Origin of the sequence: Acidaminobacter sp. JC074, from assembly GCF_022496765.1 — a bacterium.
Taxonomy (GTDB): domain Bacteria; phylum Bacillota; class Clostridia; order Peptostreptococcales; family Acidaminobacteraceae; genus JABXKX01.
This window is the reverse complement of the sequence record NZ_VANV01000043.1, coordinates 1-19,208: the sequence shown is the minus strand read 5'-3', so window position 1 is coordinate 19,208 and position 19,208 is coordinate 1. Positions and strand designations below refer to the sequence as shown.

18 protein-coding genes are annotated in these 19,208 nt (G+C 31.8%); 16 read left to right on the top strand and 2 right to left on the bottom strand.

Annotation, left to right across the window (positions count from 1 at the left end; translation table 11 throughout):
- Nucleotides 1-182 precede the first annotated feature (182 nt).
- The 7 genes from pulA to EZV73_RS27600 all read left to right on the top strand — a co-directional run bounded on the left by pulA (nt 183) and on the right by EZV73_RS27600 (nt 10,331).
- The gene (pulA, locus tag EZV73_RS27630; RefSeq protein ID WP_240843818.1) at nt 183-2,246 is read left to right on the top strand and encodes a type I pullulanase; all 2,064 of its coding nucleotides are present in this window, start codon (nt 183-185) and stop codon (nt 2,244-2,246) included.
- Between the two features lie 135 nt (nt 2,247-2,381).
- Entirely contained in the window at nt 2,382-3,410 is a 1,029-nt protein-coding gene (locus EZV73_RS27625; RefSeq protein WP_240843817.1) for a tyrosine-type recombinase/integrase, read from the top strand.
- Between the two features lie 334 nt (nt 3,411-3,744).
- Nucleotides 3,745-4,983, top strand: coding sequence for an AAA family ATPase (locus EZV73_RS27620; protein ID WP_240843816.1), 1,239 nt, complete (start codon nt 3,745-3,747; stop codon nt 4,981-4,983).
- A 2-nt stretch (nt 4,984-4,985) separates the two neighbouring features.
- Complete coding sequence (locus EZV73_RS27615) at nt 4,986-5,639, top strand: HNH endonuclease (protein WP_240843815.1); 654 nt, start codon at nt 4,986-4,988, stop codon at nt 5,637-5,639.
- Between the two features lie 290 nt (nt 5,640-5,929).
- The gene (locus EZV73_RS27610) at nt 5,930-7,213 is read left to right on the top strand and encodes a hypothetical protein (protein WP_240843814.1); all 1,284 of its coding nucleotides are present in this window, start codon (nt 5,930-5,932) and stop codon (nt 7,211-7,213) included.
- A gap of 208 nt (nt 7,214-7,421) precedes the next feature.
- On the top strand, nt 7,422-9,518 hold the full coding sequence (locus tag EZV73_RS27605) for a hypothetical protein (protein ID WP_240843813.1): 2,097 nt from the start codon (nt 7,422-7,424) through the stop codon (nt 9,516-9,518).
- 264 nt (nt 9,519-9,782) lie between these two features.
- Nucleotides 9,783-10,331 (top strand): hypothetical protein, encoded by a 549-nt coding sequence (locus tag EZV73_RS27600; RefSeq protein WP_240843812.1) that lies wholly within the window; start codon nt 9,783-9,785, stop codon nt 10,329-10,331.
- A 68-nt stretch (nt 10,332-10,399) separates the two neighbouring features.
- Here EZV73_RS27600 and EZV73_RS27595 read toward each other — a convergent pair whose 3' ends face one another.
- The gene (locus EZV73_RS27595) at nt 10,400-10,714 is read right to left on the bottom strand and encodes a hypothetical protein (RefSeq protein ID WP_240843811.1); all 315 of its coding nucleotides are present in this window, start codon (nt 10,712-10,714) and stop codon (nt 10,400-10,402) included.
- A 339-nt stretch (nt 10,715-11,053) separates the two neighbouring features.
- On the opposite strand from EZV73_RS27595, the gene EZV73_RS27590 reads away from it, so the two are divergent.
- From EZV73_RS27590 to EZV73_RS27560, 8 genes are all read left to right on the top strand, one after another.
- A complete protein-coding gene (locus tag EZV73_RS27590) occupies nt 11,054-11,824 on the top strand; it encodes a serine incorporator domain-containing protein (RefSeq protein ID WP_240843810.1) in 771 nt (256 codons plus the stop codon).
- A 217-nt stretch (nt 11,825-12,041) separates the two neighbouring features.
- Complete coding sequence (locus EZV73_RS27585) at nt 12,042-12,941, top strand: DUF2268 domain-containing putative Zn-dependent protease (protein ID WP_240843809.1); 900 nt, start codon at nt 12,042-12,044, stop codon at nt 12,939-12,941.
- Nucleotides 12,942-13,119: 178 nt separating this feature from the next.
- The gene (locus EZV73_RS27580; protein ID WP_240843808.1) at nt 13,120-14,103 is read left to right on the top strand and encodes an SAP domain-containing protein; all 984 of its coding nucleotides are present in this window, start codon (nt 13,120-13,122) and stop codon (nt 14,101-14,103) included.
- Between the two features lie 234 nt (nt 14,104-14,337).
- Nucleotides 14,338-15,759, top strand: coding sequence for a hypothetical protein (locus EZV73_RS27575; RefSeq protein ID WP_240843807.1), 1,422 nt, complete (start codon nt 14,338-14,340; stop codon nt 15,757-15,759).
- Nucleotides 15,760-16,014: 255 nt separating this feature from the next.
- Entirely contained in the window at nt 16,015-16,140 is a 126-nt protein-coding gene (locus EZV73_RS28760) for a hypothetical protein (RefSeq protein WP_255814213.1), read from the top strand.
- A complete protein-coding gene (locus EZV73_RS27570; protein WP_240843806.1) occupies nt 16,095-16,385 on the top strand; it encodes a hypothetical protein in 291 nt (96 codons plus the stop codon). The genes EZV73_RS28760 and EZV73_RS27570 overlap by 46 nt, the downstream gene beginning before the upstream one ends.
- A 176-nt stretch (nt 16,386-16,561) precedes the next feature.
- A complete protein-coding gene (locus EZV73_RS27565) occupies nt 16,562-17,110 on the top strand; it encodes an NUDIX domain-containing protein (protein WP_240843805.1) in 549 nt (182 codons plus the stop codon).
- A 77-nt stretch (nt 17,111-17,187) separates the two neighbouring features.
- A complete protein-coding gene (locus EZV73_RS27560; protein WP_240843804.1) occupies nt 17,188-17,412 on the top strand; it encodes a nucleoside-triphosphatase in 225 nt (74 codons plus the stop codon).
- Here the strand turns inward: EZV73_RS27560 and EZV73_RS27555 are convergent.
- A protein-coding gene (locus tag EZV73_RS27555; protein ID WP_240843803.1) for an IS3 family transposase occupies nt 17,409-18,544 on the bottom strand; the annotation gives its coding sequence in 2 pieces (ribosomal slippage) (nt 17,409-18,289 and nt 18,289-18,544; 1,137 coding nt in all). The two genes, EZV73_RS27560 and EZV73_RS27555, sit on opposite strands and share 4 nt — an antisense overlap.
- A 65-nt stretch (nt 18,545-18,609) precedes the next feature.
- On the opposite strand from EZV73_RS27555, the gene EZV73_RS27550 reads away from it, so the two are divergent.
- A complete protein-coding gene (locus EZV73_RS27550) occupies nt 18,610-18,942 on the top strand; it encodes a nucleoside-triphosphatase (protein WP_330637276.1) in 333 nt (110 codons plus the stop codon).
- Nucleotides 18,943-19,208 lie beyond the last annotated feature (266 nt).

Genomic DNA, 19,208 nt, shown 5'->3' with positions numbered 1-19,208 from the left:
TTTTATGTAAAGAGAACCAGCTCTTTTATATTTATGTTTATAAGAAATTATGCTGTATTAATTGTATGATGTCTCTATAGCATGTTTGTAACAGTGTTATATACACAGATTGAAACATTAAAGATTTGTAAGACAATTGACTTTATAAATGAATCTTGTAAAATGGTTTCAAGGAGGACGTTATGCAGCAAACATTTCAAGCATTTTTAGATGAACTTCAGTTGATTACAGCTGAAATCGATTTACATTACTATGACGGTGTAAGTAACTTTTTTAAGGTTATAGATGAAGATAACAATTACTACGAAACTATCATTAAAGAAGAGAAAAAAGAAGACAACAAAAGAGTCTACAAGTTATTTGTAGATGGGCTGACTGTTGGAGAAAATTATTATATAGTAGATGAGCATTTTCTGAAGGTACCACTAGAGTACAGATATGTGGTAAGAACATCTGTATTTGATGAGTTATTCTATTATCCAGGGGATGATCTAGGTGTGACTTATCATGAAGATTATTCTGTATTTAAAGTATGGTCACCAGTTGCTTCTAGAGTGGTACTGGATTTAGAAGGTCAGCTTTACAATATGAAAAGAGAAGACAAGGGTGTTCATACGATTAAGGTAGATGGAGACTTAGACGGTAAAGCTTATGAGTACCTATTAAATATCAGTGGCGACTGGAAGAGAGCTACAGATCCATATGCACTTTCTTCTACACCAAACCATCAAAAGTCAGTGGTTTTAAACACAAATAAGTTAGAGATCAATCTTAGAAAAGATGGCTTGAGTCCACTAGACCAAAAGACAGATGCCATTGTATATGAGCTTCATGTCAGAGACTTTTCTTCAAAGCCTTCAAGTGGTATTAAAAATGCTGGTAAGTTTTTAGGTTTATTAGAAGAAAATACTAAGAATGATCGTGGTGACATGACTGGCTTAGACTATCTAACGAGTTTAGGTTTTACTCACCTTCAGTTGTTACCGGTCTATGATTTTGGTTCTGTAGATGAACTGAATCCTAAGGAGATGTACAACTGGGGTTATGATCCGATGCAGTACAATGTACCAGAAGGGTCATATGCATCAGATGTAAATGATCCTTATTCTAGAGTTTTAGACTTAAAGAGAACCGTAGCTGGCCTACATGAAAAAGGTCTTAGAGTCGTTATGGATGTGGTTTATAACCATATGTTTGATAGATTTACGACTGCCTTTGAAAGCCTTGTACCCTATTACTACTTCAGAATAGGACAAGATGGTCAAATATCAAATGGTTCATTCTGTGGTAATGACTTTGATTCTACAAGACTCATGGGTAGAAAGTACATCCTAGACAGCATTAAGTTATGGATGACTGAGTACGGCATTGATGGCTTTAGATTTGATTTAATGGGTATTCTAGATGTGACGACTATGAATCAAATCGCTGACCTAGTAGAAAGCATTGATCCATGTGCCATGGTTTATGGTGAAGGGTGGAACATGCCAACACTACTGGATGATGCTGAAAAAGCAACCATGATGAACCAAGATAAGATGCCTAAGGTAGGTCATTTCAACGATTTATTCAGAGATACCATCAAAGGTGGCTCAATGGAAGATCAAGCAAACATCAAAGGGGTTATGTTAGGCAACCTAAAACAATTAAGTCAAGTACCAAATCTACTTTTAGGTTCACCGACAAAAGAAAAAGAAGACTTCTTTGATGCACCTTGGAAGTCTGTCAACTATGTAGAGTGTCATGACAATCAAACAGTATTCGATAAGATGAGACTTTGTGAAGTAGATGATATCCTAAAGAGACAAAAGCTGATGATTGCAACAACCATGTTCTCATTAGGTATTCCATTTATCCATGCAGGACAAGAGTTCTTAAGAACCAAGCAAGGTGACCACAACTCATACATGTCTTCTGATACAATCAATGGCCTAGACTGGAATAGACGTACTGATTATGAACATGTTGTACAATTTACAAGAGATGCCATAGAACTTAGAAAAGAAACACCTGAGTTTAGAGTCATGACGTACAACGCTAAGTTTAAAGACAAAACTAAGAAACTTAAGAAACTTGTAGAAATAAGCTATGATAAGGATGTAAGACTTTTAATCAACTTATCAAGTCAAATGCAAGATGTAAAACTAAAGAAAGAAACAGTGGTTTTCCACCTTGAAGGTAAATGCAACATCAAAGACCAGTATTCAATGGAACCATTAGAACTAATAGTAATTAAGAGGGATTAATCTCTCTTAATTTTTTTATTATACAATTTACAAATTTTACCATATAATAAAAGTGTAAGCTTATAAATTTTATATTAAGTCTATTTGTAAATGCTACTACATAATTTCTAATATGTGGTATGATTAGGAGGGATTATGAGAATCATTAAGAAAGAACATTGTTTATTACTTGCCTTTAAATACGATCCATTTTTAGTAGCCTCAATTAAAAAAATTAAGGGAGGATTTTGGAATCCACGCGAAAAAGCCTGGCAGTTTCCTCTTTCTAAGTATCAGGAACTTAGTCAGTGGATGCATATGATTGAAAATCCATGTGTTGAAAAACATGAGCGCATGGAAATCCTTAGAAAATACCTAATTAGAAAAGGCTACTCAAGAGCAACAATAAAAAGTTATATGATGCATTTTGATAAATATCTTTCTTATTCAAATAACTCAGTAGACATTGACAGGATAAACGATTATATAGAAGATACCATAGCCATAAAAGAATTGAGTTATACCTATGTCAACCAGTTTGTCAGCGCCATTAAACTCTATGCGAAAGTATCTCAAACAACATCACTAGATAATCTAACAAAGTTAGAACGGCCAAGAGGAGAGAAGAAACTTCCAAAGGCAATGAGCCCTCAACAGATAAGTCGTCTATTTAAAGAAACAACAAACTTAAAACATCTGACTGGGATGATGCTTGCTTATTCAGCGGGCTTAAGGATCAGTGATGTTGTTAACTTAAAAATTGAAGATATCGATACTGAAGGCATGCTTATTCTAATAAAAGAGAGCAAGGGTAATAAAGAAAGATATGTGCCGCTGTCAAAAGTTATGAAAAAACAGCTTAATAACTATTTTGAAGTCTACACACCTAAGAAATGGGTTTTCGAAAATATTAATGGTGACCATTTAAGCACAAGAACGTTTCAAAAGGTCTTTGCAACAAGTAGAGACAAAGCAGGACTTAAAAAGAGTTTAACTTTTCATTCTCTAAGGCATAGCTTTGCCTGCGAGTTATTAGAATCACAGGTAAACTTAAGGTATATCCAAGAAATACTTGGTCATGAATCTTCTAAAACAACAGAGATTTATACACAAATATCGGTTAGACATTATCAGAAGATTAAAAATCCTCTAGACTATTTAAAGTCACTATATGACGGGGATTGATTTATTCCACGCTCCTATTGACATTGAGCCTCTAGTGACATGTTTCATGCCATTTAGCCATCAAGGTTAAAAATGATGCCGTCATGTGACCATAACATGTCACTACTCATTATCAATAGGCTTTCGCGGCATAAGAGGGTCGGATAAAAAGTCGTTTAGACCCATAGATTAATCACCATATAAGAAGAAAAAGACAAAAGGGGTATATGCGAACTATGCATAAAAAGTAGTTAGCCGAAATTCTAAAATTAAGAAATAAATGATGGATTGGGATTTGCATTTTATTAATAAGTAAATTAATTATTGATATGACTTCATTTACAAAGGAGGTAATATGTTTAAAGAATTAGAAATAGAAAACTGGAGACAATATGGTAATGTGAAATTAGATTTCCATAATCGTCTCACAATTATAACTGGAGCAAATGGTTCTGGAAAGACAACATTACTTAGTATTCTTTCTAGTCATTTTAATTGGGCTACGATATTCAGTAGTTCAATTGAGAGGAGTAAAGAGTCTGGAAATCTAGAGTACATTCCTAATATTAAGATCAATAGTGAAAATTATAGATTAGCGAATATTGAGAATCCAAATAGGAGATATGCTATTGGTACAATAAAATACTCCTCTAACCAAACACATGAGATTTCAGTACCGTCTCATGTTGGGAATGTTTACGCGCCTATAATAGAAAGAAAAGAGGCTATCAATGGTCTCCATATACCATCTCATAAATCAGTATATAAAAAAAATACTATTTCAACTATTCCAACATCTCCAGTGAATAATAATACAGTATTGGGTAGATATTCACATTTAGTAAGAACTGCATATACTGAAGGAAGACAAAAGGATGCACCTAATACCCATATGAAGGAGACACTTATTTCTCTTGCAACATTTGGATATGGTAATCAAGTGGTAAAACCGAATGAGAATTCAATCAGATTATTTGAGGACTTTCAAGGTATTCTGAAAATCATGCTTCCCAAAACACTTGGTTTTAATAAACTTACAATAGAAGTACCGGAAGTTATTCTTTCAACCGATTCAGGAGATTTCTCAATTGATGATGTTTCAGGAGGGATTGCAGCTATTATTGATATGTCGTGGGAAATATTCCTTATGCAAAAATGTAATGATAAGTTTGTTGTGACTATTGATGAACCTGAAAATCACTTACATCCATACATGCAAAGAACTTTACTTCCAAATCTATTGAAGGCGTTTCCTGAAGCACAGTTTATAATCGCATCTCATAATCCGTTTATAATTAGCTCTGAACCAGATTCAACAATTTATGTTTTAGATTATGATGACAACAGTAAAGTTAACAGTCTTCGTTTAGATAATTCAGATATTTCAGGCACCTCAAATGATATTTTAAGAGAAGTCCTAGGTATACCTTCAACGATACCAGTATGGGCAGAGAATAAACTTGCTTCAATAATAGCAAACCTTCGTGGAAAAGAATTATCAGTTCAGTCTTACGCAGAGTTAAAATCACAATTAAAAGCAATTGGATTGGAAAAATATATACCGGATACATTAAATAAAGTTATGGAGGAATAGATTTGATTAGATTATATAAAATCAAGGAACCTCAAATTTTGGTAGACAATAAGAAACATTGGACGCAGGAATACTTGAATTTAATTAAAGAAGATAAAGAGATACCTAAAGTTATAAGAAACAGATATAGTCAACCCGAAATAAAAGAACAGTTGATCATAGAAACACACGGAAAGTGCGCGTATTGTGAAAGCAAATTACGACATGTTTCAAGTGGAGATATAGAACATATAGAACCCAAAAATAAAGATGCGCGACCAGACTTATATATCGAATGGACAAACTTAACATTAGCTTGCGAGAGTTGTAATCGCAAAGGTAAAAAAAAATATTACAATCCTGATTTACCGCTTATAAACCCATATGTAGAAGAGCCAGAGGATCATCTAATGATTTTTGGTAGTATGATTTTGGGACAACCAGGGAATGATAGAGGTGCAATAACAGAGAAAATACTCAAGTTGAACAGAGCTGAGCTTCTAGAACGTAGACAAGAGAAAATAAGGTTAATTGAAGTTAAGGTCAACAATTGGATGAAAACCAATGATAAATATCTAAAGAAAATATTAAAAGAGGAATTGATAGAGGAAATAAGTCCTGAAAAAGAATATTCGTCAACAATAAGAAGTTATCTAAAGCATCTTGAATTTATCTAATTAAATACAGAAATAGCATTACATTTATACATATGGATTTCACCTTTTAGAAATTAGGCTAACACTACATCTGCGCAAGGGTCCAAATGCTAAGGATAGAAGATACGATTCGTGTCTGATGACACTCTAGATACATGATGAAGTACTTGGACCACATGCTCTCGCTGACCGAGTCACGCCGGCTCATTAGCTGTTCACTGGCTCACAAGCATGAGAGCTTAGTTGTATCGCTCGAACACTTCGCAGATGTGCTTCCGTCAGATGAAATTCTTATTTGAAAGGAGAATACTTTGGTTCAAAATATACCTATGAAATGCGAAATTTGTAATACAGTTATTTTATTTAGATGGCAGATTGGTCATATTGAAAGAGCACCTGTAAGAATTGTATGCCCTGAATGCCACACAAATTTAGAGTTTGTTCTTCTCGCAAGTCAAACAGAGATAAAATTAGGATTAGAGTCTAAGAATGTTTTAAAACCAAACAAAAACGAGCAGCCTTTATATTTTGCTGAGATATCATCAGAATTACTAACATTAAAAACGAGTGATAAAGCACCTACTTTAGGATATACCCCATATTTGAGGACTACAGATATATTAGGCGAGAATAGATATTTTAGGTTTTATGAGCATCTATCAAGTGGAATTTATGCATACAATAATAGACTAGATGCCTATAAAAGAATTAATGATTTGTATTATACAAGAAAAAGTAAGTATCTTACAAAGGAACTATTTAAACAAACTGAAAATGAAAACTCTGATTATGATATCAGTTCAATTCAAATCGCTAAGAAGCTATATAAATACAACATGAAAGTTTATGAGAAGTTTTCAAAAGTAAGAGCACTAAAGAGTTTACATGAAAAGTCATTAGATTTATTAGCAGATATAAAGTGTAATCATAGTGTAGAGTATAATAATTATTTGAACAATATTATTACTTTCAATGCATTACATGATATTGAAAAGCGAATCTATAGAAGTTGCAATTCAATACTTGATCATTTCCCATCTTTATTACCATCAATAGTTTTAAGTTATATAAGTAAATCAAGACGATTGCCTATATATGAGCAATTAACACTAACAACTGCGAATTTCGAAAATATAAAGGAAATTTATCAATCAGTATATGAGAATATTATGTTTGTTTATGATTTGCTTATACCACTAAATAACATAATCCAAAGAAATAATTACGATAGCTTCGATCAAAATTTGCTATTTAAAAATAAGCCTATAAAAAATATTAATCAGTTCAGTAAACTAAGTAAAGGTAATAAGATAAAGTTTTTGGAAAAACAAGTTAGTTTTGATACTATAATGCCTAAATTTGAACGAAAAATACGAAATGCTATAGGACATGAATCGTGGGATTATAAACCATTTGATAATATTATTGCTTTTGAGAATGATGAAATACATTTACTAGATTTTGTATTTCAGTGCTGGAATTTATTCGAGCATACAGTTGCAGTTTATCAAGTTATACAAGAGATCAAGCAAGACTATATACAAATAAGAACATCATCTAACACTGCATCTGAGCAGAGGTCCATAGGTGAGTGATGTGAGAAGTAAGAATTAAAAAGAGTAGTTACATGATCTTGTTATCAAGGACACACCATTTCACTAACCTAGTCACCACTGCATTAGTCCAAATGAATTGGACATGAGCAGCGGTTGTAAGTTCGAAGGCTTCCGTTAGATGTAATTAACGTTTGAGATATTATGTCTCAAAAATATTAGACAGAATAGGAAACTGAAAGGAGATATAATGGAATTTAAATTAGAAAATTGCAATAATATTGATTATGCAAAAATTGAAGTAACAAAAGGAAAGTTAAATATAAAATTAGCACCTAATGGAACTGGTAAGAGTACTATAGCTAAAGCTATTATACTTAAATCTAGTAATCCTGAAGGGTTAATTGATTTAATGCCATTTAAGTTAAAAGCAGAAAATCCTGAAGAACAGAATCCTAAAGTTGAATGGTCTGAAGAAATTAATAGTATCATGTGTTTTGATGAGGATTATGTTAAACAGTTTAATTTTAAACAAGATGAGTTATTAAGTAATAGTTTTGACATTTTGATTAGGAATGATGAGTATAAGATAATTGAAGAAGAAATTGAGTTACTTATTAGAGAAACAAGAAAAGTGTTTACAAACAATGAAGAACTGGAAACCTTGATAAACACTATAAAGGAGTTAGGAAATGCTTTTAAGTTAACAAAAAGTGGCGTATCTAAGGCTTCTTCTGGTATGAAAGGTTTGGCAAAAGGGAATAATATTGTACACATTCCTGAAGGTTTAGAACCTTATAAACCTTTTATACAATGTGATGATAGTGTCAGTTGGGTAGATTGGCAAAAAAAAGGTTGCACTTTCAGTGAACTTTCAGAGGCATGTCCTTTTTGTACTTCAGATACAACTGAGAAAAAACAACAGATACAAAAGGTATCGAAGGAGTATGACAAAAACACTATAAAGAACTTATTGACGATTTTAACAATTATAGATAAGTTAGGGGATTATTTATCAGATGAAGCAAAGAAGAAGTTAGGGAACATTACTAAGTTAAAAGACGGTCTTGAAAAAGAGCACGAAGATTATATTGTTAGCATTAAGAGACAGATTGATAACTTCATTTTAAAATTAGAGAGAATCAGATTATTGTCTGGGTTTCAATTCGAAGAGAGTGAAAAAGTTGCAGAGATATTACCTAAATATAAATTGGATTTAGAATACTTTTCAGAACTAAATTCTACTAAAATGAATGAGGCTATATCTCCGATTAATGAAGCCATTGACTCTGTTATAGAAAGTTCTGGTAAACTTCAAGGGAAAATAAACATACAAAGGAAGAAGATAAAGACTTTAATAGAAACACATCAGAATGATATAAATGATTTCTTATCATATGCAGGTTATCGATATAAAGTTGAGATTATTGGTGATGGAGTAGATTCAAAACTAAGACTTAAACATCTTGATAATAGTGAAATATTAAATGGTGGAAGTCAATATTTAAGTTATGGAGAAAGAAATGCCTTCTCAATTGTTTTGTTTATGTATGAGTGTTTGTCAAAAAATCCAGAAATGATAATTTTGGATGATCCTATTTCATCTTTTGACAAGAATAAGAAGTATGCAATACTCGAAATGCTTTTTAGAAGAGATTCATCTAAGTGTTTGAAGAATAGAACAGTATTAATGCTTACTCATGACGTAGAACCAATTATTGATACAGTGAAATCATTATCACAAAAATTTAGTAATCTAATGACAGCTTCATTTCTCAAACTAAGGAATCATCGAATTTCTGAGTTAATAATTAATAAGAATGATATCATGACTTTTCCATCAATATGCACATCAGTAATGCAATCTGATAAAGATAATATTACGAAGCTCGTTTACTTAAGAAGGAATACTGAAATATTTGATGGAAGTGGAGATAGTTATCAAGTGTTATCTAATCTATTACATAAACGTAATGTGGCAATTGATAATAGAGAAATGAAAGATGAAAATGGTGAATATCCAAGAATGAGCGATTATAAGTTTAACAATGGATGTGTGCAAATATCTAAAGACATTTGTGATTTTGATTACATCCAAATATTAAATCGGTTAAGTAATGTAGACGAGTTAAAGGAAGTCTATACTTCAAGTACTAATGGATATGAAAAACTCCAAGTCTTTAGGTTGTTTGAGTCAAAAGATGTAAATTCCGTAATTCAGAAATTTGTAAATGAAACCTATCATATTGAAAACGAATACATATGTCAATTAGACCCATCTAGATTTGATACTATCCCAGAGTATGTAATTAGTGAATGTGACAAAATTGTTTCAGAGTTAGTTTAATGAAGGTGATGTCAGGATTGCAACGAAAACTGGAACTTATACTACATCAGAGCAGAGGTCCAAATAAGTGAATGATAGAAAGAATAGATAGCATGAAGGCTTAAGATAAGAATTTGAGAGTACGCTGGACAAATCCTCTCATGAACCGAGTCGTTCATTTCATTAGTCCAAGCAAGTTGAACATTAGCAGTTCTCTGTAAAGTTCGACGAAATCTATGATGAGCTTCCGTTAGATGACAAAATTACAGAAAGGAAAGGAGTTTTATGGTAAATATTACTTTTGACATATCAGTACCTGCTCTAATAAGTGGTGCGATAGGAGGATACATTTCATATATTATTTCAAAATCATTAAATAGACATTCTCATCAAATGAACCTAAGATATGACAAGTATGATGACTTTGTAGGTACAGTTAATCGCATCAGAGACCTAATTGACATTGTTTATATGGAAACCAAAATGATATTTGTTAACTATAGTCCAGGTAGTAGTTTTGAGCATAAATATATGAATAGATTCAATGATATCTTAGATTTATCTACAATTTTTTCGCAAAAAGTATGTGATTATGGAAACCTGTTTGATGTAAATGATTTTAGTTATAGTGATATATTGAATGTTCACAGACCGTTACTAAGCATTGCTATGAGAATGGAGTATATCAAGAATCATCCCGAATCTTATAATGACGAAGAAGAAGAGCTTAGGCAACATCTATCAGAGTTTGAGTCAAGTTGGGATGATTTAAGACCAAAGTTAATTAATATATACAGGACTGCTCAAAAGAAGATGAAGAAAGATTACAGTTAATTACAGTTATTTAGCTATAAATTTCTTACTTTGCTACATGAAAAGGGTGGTACTAACTCCCAAAAATATTAAGAGTATCTTCCCCAATCTCTACTAACATGCCATTGAGGTTCCCAGTGAACATAATCACCAGGCTCAAAGTTTCTACTAGTGAGACTAATTGTAATTACTTGATTTGGAAGGATTGATAGATTGTGATTACCATCAGGACTATCAAGATCATAGAAGTGGAATCTGTCTTGGCAGTCCCTGTATCTTCTACTGGGACCATAATCAAAAGGAACACATAGTCTTGAAATAATCCCTTTTTCATTTGAGTTAAATGTCAGATTGACAAGAACCCTATTATTTATTGCTCTGACTAAACTATTATAATGAGTCATTATTTACTTCCTCCAATTGGAAGTTAGCACCAATTCCACTATAATACAAATGGATAAAAAAGGCAATTAAATCAATCTAAATGCATAAAATTGTCAATATAAGCCACAAAAGTCGTCTAACACTACATCAGAACAGAGGTCCACATAAGTGAAAGTAGAAAGAATTGAGAGCCTGTAGGCTTAAAATAGAAGATGAAAGAATGGTGGACAAATCGTCTCACTTACCTAGTCACTTATCTTATTAGCTGTTTGCCGGCTTACAATTATGAGAGCAGTCGCTATAAAGTTCGACGAAATTTCTGATGAACTTCCGTTATGCATCACTATTTTGGAGATAATATGAATGAATTACTAATACTTTTTAAAGAAAATTACTGTGTAGAGAACATATATAAGCGAAACATAAAAAGAAAAGTCATTCATTTTGCATTACTTATGTTATATGATGTTTTTGCCTATATATTCCTAGCTAGTCTAGGTTTTATTATCCTAATGTTTTTTATGAGCAGTCATTTTTATGAACCATTTATAATGCAATATGTAATGATATTTGGGTTGTTCTTTATTTCTCTTAATAGAGTAGTGCTTAAGGTGACATTAAATTATAGAGAGAATTGTATGATAAAGGATTATGCGAAGCTTTACACCTATAATCTTGAAGAATTTGAAAGTAAAGTTGAAAGAGAATATGTGAGAAACTATTTGATTGAGAATAGATTGTATGGAATATTAGAGATCACTGAACTTGAGAATCAACTTGATAGAAAGATAGATACGAAAGTTATCATAAACAGACAAAAATTTAAGCTAAGTAGTTTTATAATAACAATCATAGGTACTCTAGCAATAACATACTTTTTCTCTTCAAATTCTGTTAAGGAACTCATAGCTATATTAAATGAAAATGGATTCCAATTTGCTAACATTCTAGCTATTTTACTATTATTTGGTGTGCTTTACTTAGTAATAAAATTTATAGAGTTCGTCATCGAGAAATTGCAAAATAGTAATTTGCAAATCCTAACAGAGAAGTTGAATAAATATGAAATACATTTAATAAGAATATTGAAAGAGGTTAGAAAAGAACTTATCCAAAATATTAACGCATAACACTACATCTGAGTAAAGGCCACTGATTAACAAGTTGTAGCGATGGATTGAAGTGCGGTTAGTAGCGCAGTTACATATGATTGATTTATGGACAAATCCGTTTCCTAATCGAGTCAACCTGCATTAGTCACAGCAAGTTTGACATGAGCAGAGGTTGTAATTTCGAAGATGTCACACTTGTGCTTCAGTTGTCTGATAGCTCTTAAGGAGAATTAAATTGATTAAAATACACAATCTAGCAAGAGACTTCAATAGTTATTTAGCTAGACTAAGTGAAGAAAATCTAAATGAGAGTAAAGAAATATGGGAAGAAGTTTGCTACTTCAATAATGAAGATGTCTACAATCATATTTATGATTTATATAGGAAAATTGACTCATCAATTAAGTTATCAGAAGAAGCACTTAAAATCATTAATATAGATGAGTTGTCAAATAAGATTTATAGTATATCAAGTAGATTAGAACACAATATGGAAGATATTCTAGCTGTTTTTCAAGAACATGGAATTGTACTAGATGATGAGAATGAGTTAAACGTTTATATTGTTGTAGGAAATGGTACAACAAATGCCATAGTGACTGGATATCAAACAGCTTCACTATTCCTATTCGTAGAATCACTTCCTGATGCAAAATATTTCAAGATATTATTGGCACATGAATTGTTTCATGTTATGCATCGACATAGCAAACCATGCCAAATTGAGGAAATACAATTAGTAGATTTATTGATAAGTGAAGGATTAGCATGTTCGACTTCTAAAATTATGAATGATGGGTTGGAGATATCGGAGTATCTAGATTTTAATAAAGGGAACTACGATGAAAGTAGACTCAATTTCATTAAAGATAAACGAGAACAAATCAAGAGAGATTTCACATCTAATGACTGGGAAGTAATAAGAAACTATATTTCATATGGAGACTTTCAGCACCATAGAATCGGTTATGATATTGGATATCTTGTTCTACAAGAGATGTTAAAAAAAGATAATATTAAGACAATTATGGAAATGCCATTTGATTATGTTAGGAGTATTTTTATTAAAGAGTTTGATTATCTCCTTAACAGCACAGATAACACTACATCTGAGCAGTGGTTCACAACAAAGTGAAATGAGTAGTTTCCATTGAAAGGAGCATCTACATACTCTAGCTATCATGGACTCACCCTTTCACTAACCGAGTTACCACTACATTAGTCACAGCTAGTGTGACATGAACAGAGTTTGTAAGTTCGAAGGCGTCACAGATGCGTTTCCATTATACGCAATAAAATTTGAAGGAGGAAAAATGAACCCAATAGAAGTAATTTTTTTAGAACGAACTAATGGAAGTGAAGTAGGAACTAAATTTCCAGGTTACTATGAGTATAGATATGAAATTAATCCTAATAAACTGTTAGAATGGGCTTTGAAGAAAAAGTTCCTTCAGTGTTCAGATGTAAATTTTAATGTGAGCAAAGCAACAATATCTGATCTTAAACCTATTCTGAACGAGTTCGGTCTGAAAACAACAGGGAAAAAAGCTGACTTAGTTAAATCTCTTTGTGAAAATGTTGAACGAAAAGCATTAGAAGAAAGATTTCCACAAAACTATTATCAGTTGACGGACGAAGGAAAGAAAATAGTGGCTGATAACGAGTATGCAGTTTTCTACCATAAAAATAAGTATCTTGTAAATGAAATCACGTTAGAAAAGTTCTTTAGAGCAGTAGCAAGTGATAAAGAGAATTATCTTGAAACTGCAATTAAAATTATAAATGACAAATCATGGGATTATCGTAACTCCGGAGATTGGGGATTATATCGAAATACATTCCTTGCAATGGCAGATTTACACTCGAAGAAAAAAAATTATGAAGAAGCATTAAATAGTATCTCGAAAATATGCATTTTGGATTTGAGCGGTCTTGGCAACAATAACTCTTTTTCAAAAAATAATATTTTCCTCGCACCAGGTGTATTTAACTTAGTTGATAAATATGGTTCTAAGAATAAAACTGATATTGGACATTTTGCTCAGTTGAATGAAAAAAATTTCAAGGAGCTAGCATTACCAAGATGCAAACTTAAATTAGATGATATTAACGAAGTTGTCATCACATCAATTAATGACTTTGAAGCGGGAAATGCATTAATTAAAAAGAAATTGAGAAGCAATATTAAGACAAAAAAAATTCAAGTGAACAAGCATGTTGTAATAGAGCAAAAGGATAAAGGAAGAAAGAAAAAATCAGGTTTAACTGCTATTATCAAGAATCTGTTAAATATATAAATCTAAGAGCTCATAACACTAAATCTGAGTTAACCTAGCTCAGGAATTGGATTGATACATCTAGTAGCACTGTGTGTCTGTACATATACAATTGTGGGACTCATTGACAAGTCAGGTTACTAATTGTGTCACCACAGTATTCGTCATAGCAAGTGTGACATGAACTAAAGTTGTTAATTCTATGACTGTTCAGAGGAGTTTCCGTTATACAACATAATACAGGAGATAAATATTATGGAGAGAATGTTTGACTTAAATATTGAGACAATCTTAGAAAATTGGACTGTAAGTGATGCTTTACGTGAAATTATATCCAATGCATTAGATGAGCAAGCACTTACAAATACAGAAGATATTAAAATCTCAAAAGATATGCTTGGTAACTGGCATATAAGGGATTTTGGACGTGGACTTGAGTATAATCATTTTACTCAAAACGAAAATGAAGAAAAATTGAGCCATCCCAATCTAATCGGTAAGTTTGGTGTTGGATTGAAAGATGCACTAGCTACATTTGACAGAAACAACATAGGTGTAAGAATTAAATCAAAACATGGTGATATCTCATTAACAAAAATGACTAAACATGATTTCGAAGACATAACAACTTTGCATGCAAGTATAATGTGCAACGAAGACATTGATTTTAAAGGTACAGAATTTATCTTGAGCGATATTGACGATAGCGATGTTGAAAAGGCAAAACAGTTATTCATAAAGTTTTCTAATAGCAATGTTCTTGATGTCACAAAGTATGGTGAGGTTCTCGAAAAGGGATCTGAAACAGCGTATGTATATATAAATGGATTAAAAGTAGCTGAAGAAGACAATTTCCAATTTAGTTATAATATTACTAATGTTGATAAAAAAATTAAAAGAGCTTTAAATAGGGAGCGTTCAAATGTTGGGAGGAGTGCTTACTCAGATAGAGTTAAATCAATTTTATTGTCATCTTCAACTGATGAAGTCGCTCAATCAATAGCAGAAAATTTAAAGGAATATACAAGTGGCAATCTATTTGATGAAGTTAAATGGATTGATGTTCAGGTTCATGCGATTAAGATTCTTAATACTAAAGGTAAAACCTTGTTCATATCTAGTGATAAGGTAATGACAAAACCTGAATTACTTGACGATGCTGAAAGTGAAGGATATAAAATAGTAGTTGTACCAAACAATTTATATGAAAAAATTTGTGATATTACTGATCTCAATGGAGATAGAATAACGAATACAGAGCGTTTTTATGATATTTACAATGAGAGTTTTGAATTTGAGTTCATTAAGACTTCTGCACTCAACAAATCTGAAATGAAAGTATATCAATATAAGAGTGATATTATTAGAATGTTTGGGGGAATGCCGCGGAATGTAAAAAGAATTGAAATCTCGCAGAATATGAGGAAAGATTACTCTGTGAGTTCAGAAATAAACGGCTTGTGGATACCAGATCAAAACATGATTGTCATCAAGAGAAAACAACTAAAGTCTTTAGAGTTATTTTCAGGGACGCTTATGCATGAGTTAGTTCATGCTAAAACAGGAACCAGTGATGTCAGTAGAGGGTTTGAGAATCATCTTACAGAATTGATTGGTAAATTATGCAATGAAACTTTAGAAAAGAAAAGAAGAAAAAAATTCTTTGGATTATTTTAAGTTGAAGTTTATCGAATAACACAACATCTACACCAAGTTGGACAAAACTTTTGAGATTCACTTTATTGTATTAAGTTAGAATCGTTGAGAATACCAGTGGGGACATCCTCTTATTTACAGAGTCAAAAAGTATAAGTAAAGGCAAATGTGACAAAAATAATGCTTGTGAGCTCGAAGATCTTGTTACTACTGCACCATTTTGAAAAGTACTAACTTAAGGCAGAGTTTTTTCCATATAAATATTAGGAGAGTAAAATGAATGAAATATATAATGAGTTTACTATATGGTTAGAAAAGAACTTTATTAATCTAGATGAAGCTGATATTAGTTTGTATTGTTTTACTTATATGAAGATGATACATCGTATCATGTGCAGTTGATAGGGTCATCCACTACACCTGAAGATGATGAAGATGATTGGGTGTGCGATGAAATATATTCTATTTATGAAGATTTTTTTATAATAAAAAAAGAAATAGCAGGTGATAGTTGGGAGTACGGATTTGATTTTTCAGGTAAACTAGTGAAAAAATATCTAGAAGATGGCAAGTATTCTAATATCTTTAAGCGAAAGAACTGCTTAGACATTGGATTTGTTGATGGAGATATAGATATTATTTATTAGCAGTTATAGTAGACATGACTTTAACTATTTTGGATAGGCTATCTCACTAAATGAGTCTCCAGCTTATAAGCTGTTCATGGTTTGCAAGCAAGAGGACAAGATGTATGTTCTAAGACTCTAATCAGTGGCTGGAAGATGAAGTTGAAACTAATTTATGAAAAGGATACTTTTGATATATGGAATTTTTTGATGTTATTGATGATAATGGCATAAAAACTGGAGAAGTTGTAGAAAGAAAAAAAGCACATAGACTCGGTATCTGTCATAGAGTTGTTCAAGTATGGGTTATAAACTCAAATAATGAGGTGCTTTTACAAAAAAGAAGTCTGACTAAAGATACATATCCAGGTAAATGGTATGTATCTCTTGGTGGTCATATTGCAGCTGGAGAGGATAATTTTCAATCGATTAAAAGAGAATTTATGGAAGAGTTAGGACTAGACGTTTCAGGTATGTCAAACGATATAAAGTATCTATTTACTTTTAAAGAAGTTGAATATCTCAATGACGGAGAATTTATTGATAATGAGTTTTATGATGTGTATTACTTGAAGGTAGATTTTAATCTTGATGAACTGGTACTACAAGAAGAGGAAGTTGCTGAAGTGAAGTTTGTGTCATTTAAGGATTTTAAAAAAGCGATTTATGATCATGATGATACCTTTTGGATACACGAAGAAGGTTTTAAGCTTCTAATTGAGAAACTGGAACAGTTACTTTTTTAACATAGATTTAGGCTTCTACTTGATTTGTTGCAGTCCTTTAGCACTGGTAGATGTTAAGTATATGATTGGAGATCATTTTGATAAACAAGATATTTATAACTGCAAAACCAAGAATGGGTAAATCAACAGCAATTAGAAAGATTGTAGATTTATTAGGAAGAGAAAATTGTACTGGCTTTTTTACTGAAGAGATAAAAGTAGCTGGTAAAAGAGAAGGTTTTAAAATTGTTACATTAGATGGAAGAGAAGGTATATTAGCCTCCACTTCTTCAAATAGCTTTGGAATGTCAACACTTGCTTAGACAGTTTTCTTAAGGTGTAAAAATTTGTAAGTGGTTGGGGATAAATATCCTAATGATGAATGTAAACGGATATTATTGTACCAATTCACATAGTCAAATAACTCACGCTTTAATTGGTTTAAATCCTCAAAGACATATTGATAGACAAACTCTTTTTTAAAAGATTTAAATGTCGCTTCAGCTACTGCATTGTCATATGGACAACCCTTTTGGCTCAATGATCTATCTATATTAAAAGTTTCCAATAAGCTTTCTATAGTATTATTCTTGAACTCGTTTCCGCGATCGGTGTGGAAAATTTTGATTTTATGTAAGTCGTGTTGGATTGTTGCAAATGCTTGATAAACAAGTTCTGCTGTTTTATGTTTTCCTGCACTATAACCAATAATCTCTCTATTAAATAAATCCAAAATCAAACAAACATAGTTCCAGCTGCCATTTACACGAACATAAGTTAAATCGCTTACAATTACATTTAATCTGTCATGGTCATTAAACTCTCTGTTAACTTTATTTTCAATTTTAGCCTCGTTTACACTTGGCTTATGTGGTTTATATTTTGCAACTGTATATGTTGAAATAAGACCATTTTCTTTCATTATACGGCCAATACGACGTCGTGATGCTATAATGCCTTCATCACGCAATGCTTTACGAATTCTTCTAGTTCCATAGCATTTTCGATTAGCTTTGAAGATTCTGATTACATCCTTTGTAAGAGGATCAATAACGGGTTCAGTTTCAGTTTTTTGTAGTTCGTAATAGTAAGTACTTCTTGATATTTTTAGGACGCCACACATTGCTGATATCGAGTATTTATCCTTGTTAGAATTGATGATAGCTACTTTCGTCCTATTATCAGCGCTGCTTGCTTTAAAATATCATTTTCCATTTCAAGTTGTTTATTTCGTTTTCGAAGCTCAATGAGTTCTTTCTCAAGATCTGATAAGTTATCCTTAGATTTAAATGACCCATTTTCTTGATGTTGTTTAATCCATGTATCGAGTGTAGAAGCATATAAATTATATTCAGCTTTAATTTCAGCTTTTGTTTTACCATTGAGATAGAGTTGGACTACTTGTTCCTTAAACTCGGTAGTAAAATTTCTTCTTGGACGTCTTTCGTTTAACATTACTTTCTCCTTTTCTGGTCTTATTCTATATGACCTTAAGGAATCTGTCCAATTAAGTGTAACCTATCCACTTAAATCGATTAGGAAGATATGGAATAGAGCTTGAGACTTTTGAAGACCTATGTTTATCTTCAATAAAAGATATACCAAAATCTAAGGGGTATATAATCATTGATGAAGTTGGACCAATGCAGTTACTCTCAGAAGATTTTAAACAAGAGTTGATAAATGTTATTTCTGAAAAGAGTTATGTAATTGGAACGATTTTCTATGAGAATCATCCTTGGATAGATATGTTTAAGAATCGGGATGAAGTTGAACTAGTTGAGATAACATTAGATAACAGAAATAAGTTGCCGTCTCAAATTGTTTCAAGTTTCATAACTAAGAATGAATAATTAGTAATCTAATGCATTATGTATACTATCACTAATTAGAGATTCAACGGAGAAAAACCTTATAATTGACATATTAGCATGGTGATTATAAGACGTACTATATGAAGTCAAGTGATTAATGATAATTTTTTCAAAATTTGTGTCTAACTAAAAAAATGCATGCTTAATAGAAGTAGTGTTAGCTACTTCAAAAATTAATATGGAAGTTAATGCTTATCGATTAAACTTTGTTTCGGTACTTAATAGTTTGAAAATTACTCTAACTA

What these genes read in the sequence shown, in the direction of transcription:
- pulA (WP_240843818.1), top strand. Translation starts at nt 183, where the DNA reads ATGCAGCAAACATTTCAAGCATTTTTAGATGAACTTCAGTTGATTACA.
- EZV73_RS27625 (WP_240843817.1), top strand. Translation starts at nt 2,382, where the DNA reads ATGAGAATCATTAAGAAAGAACATTGTTTATTACTTGCCTTTAAATAC.
- EZV73_RS27620 (WP_240843816.1), top strand. Translation starts at nt 3,745, where the DNA reads ATGTTTAAAGAATTAGAAATAGAAAACTGGAGACAATATGGTAATGTG.
- EZV73_RS27605 (WP_240843813.1), top strand. Translation starts at nt 7,422, where the DNA reads ATGGAATTTAAATTAGAAAATTGCAATAATATTGATTATGCAAAAATT.
- EZV73_RS27600 (WP_240843812.1), top strand. Translation starts at nt 9,783, where the DNA reads ATGGTAAATATTACTTTTGACATATCAGTACCTGCTCTAATAAGTGGT.
- EZV73_RS27595 (WP_240843811.1), bottom strand. Translation starts at nt 10,714, where the DNA reads ATGACTCATTATAATAGTTTAGTCAGAGCAATAAATAATAGGGTTCTT.
- EZV73_RS27590 (WP_240843810.1), top strand. Translation starts at nt 11,054, where the DNA reads ATGAATGAATTACTAATACTTTTTAAAGAAAATTACTGTGTAGAGAAC.
- EZV73_RS27580 (WP_240843808.1), top strand. Translation starts at nt 13,120, where the DNA reads ATGAACCCAATAGAAGTAATTTTTTTAGAACGAACTAATGGAAGTGAA.
- EZV73_RS27575 (WP_240843807.1), top strand. Translation starts at nt 14,338, where the DNA reads ATGGAGAGAATGTTTGACTTAAATATTGAGACAATCTTAGAAAATTGG.
- EZV73_RS28760 (WP_255814213.1), top strand. Translation starts at nt 16,015, where the DNA reads ATGAATGAAATATATAATGAGTTTACTATATGGTTAGAAAAGAACTTT.
- EZV73_RS27565 (WP_240843805.1), top strand. Translation starts at nt 16,562, where the DNA reads ATGGAATTTTTTGATGTTATTGATGATAATGGCATAAAAACTGGAGAA.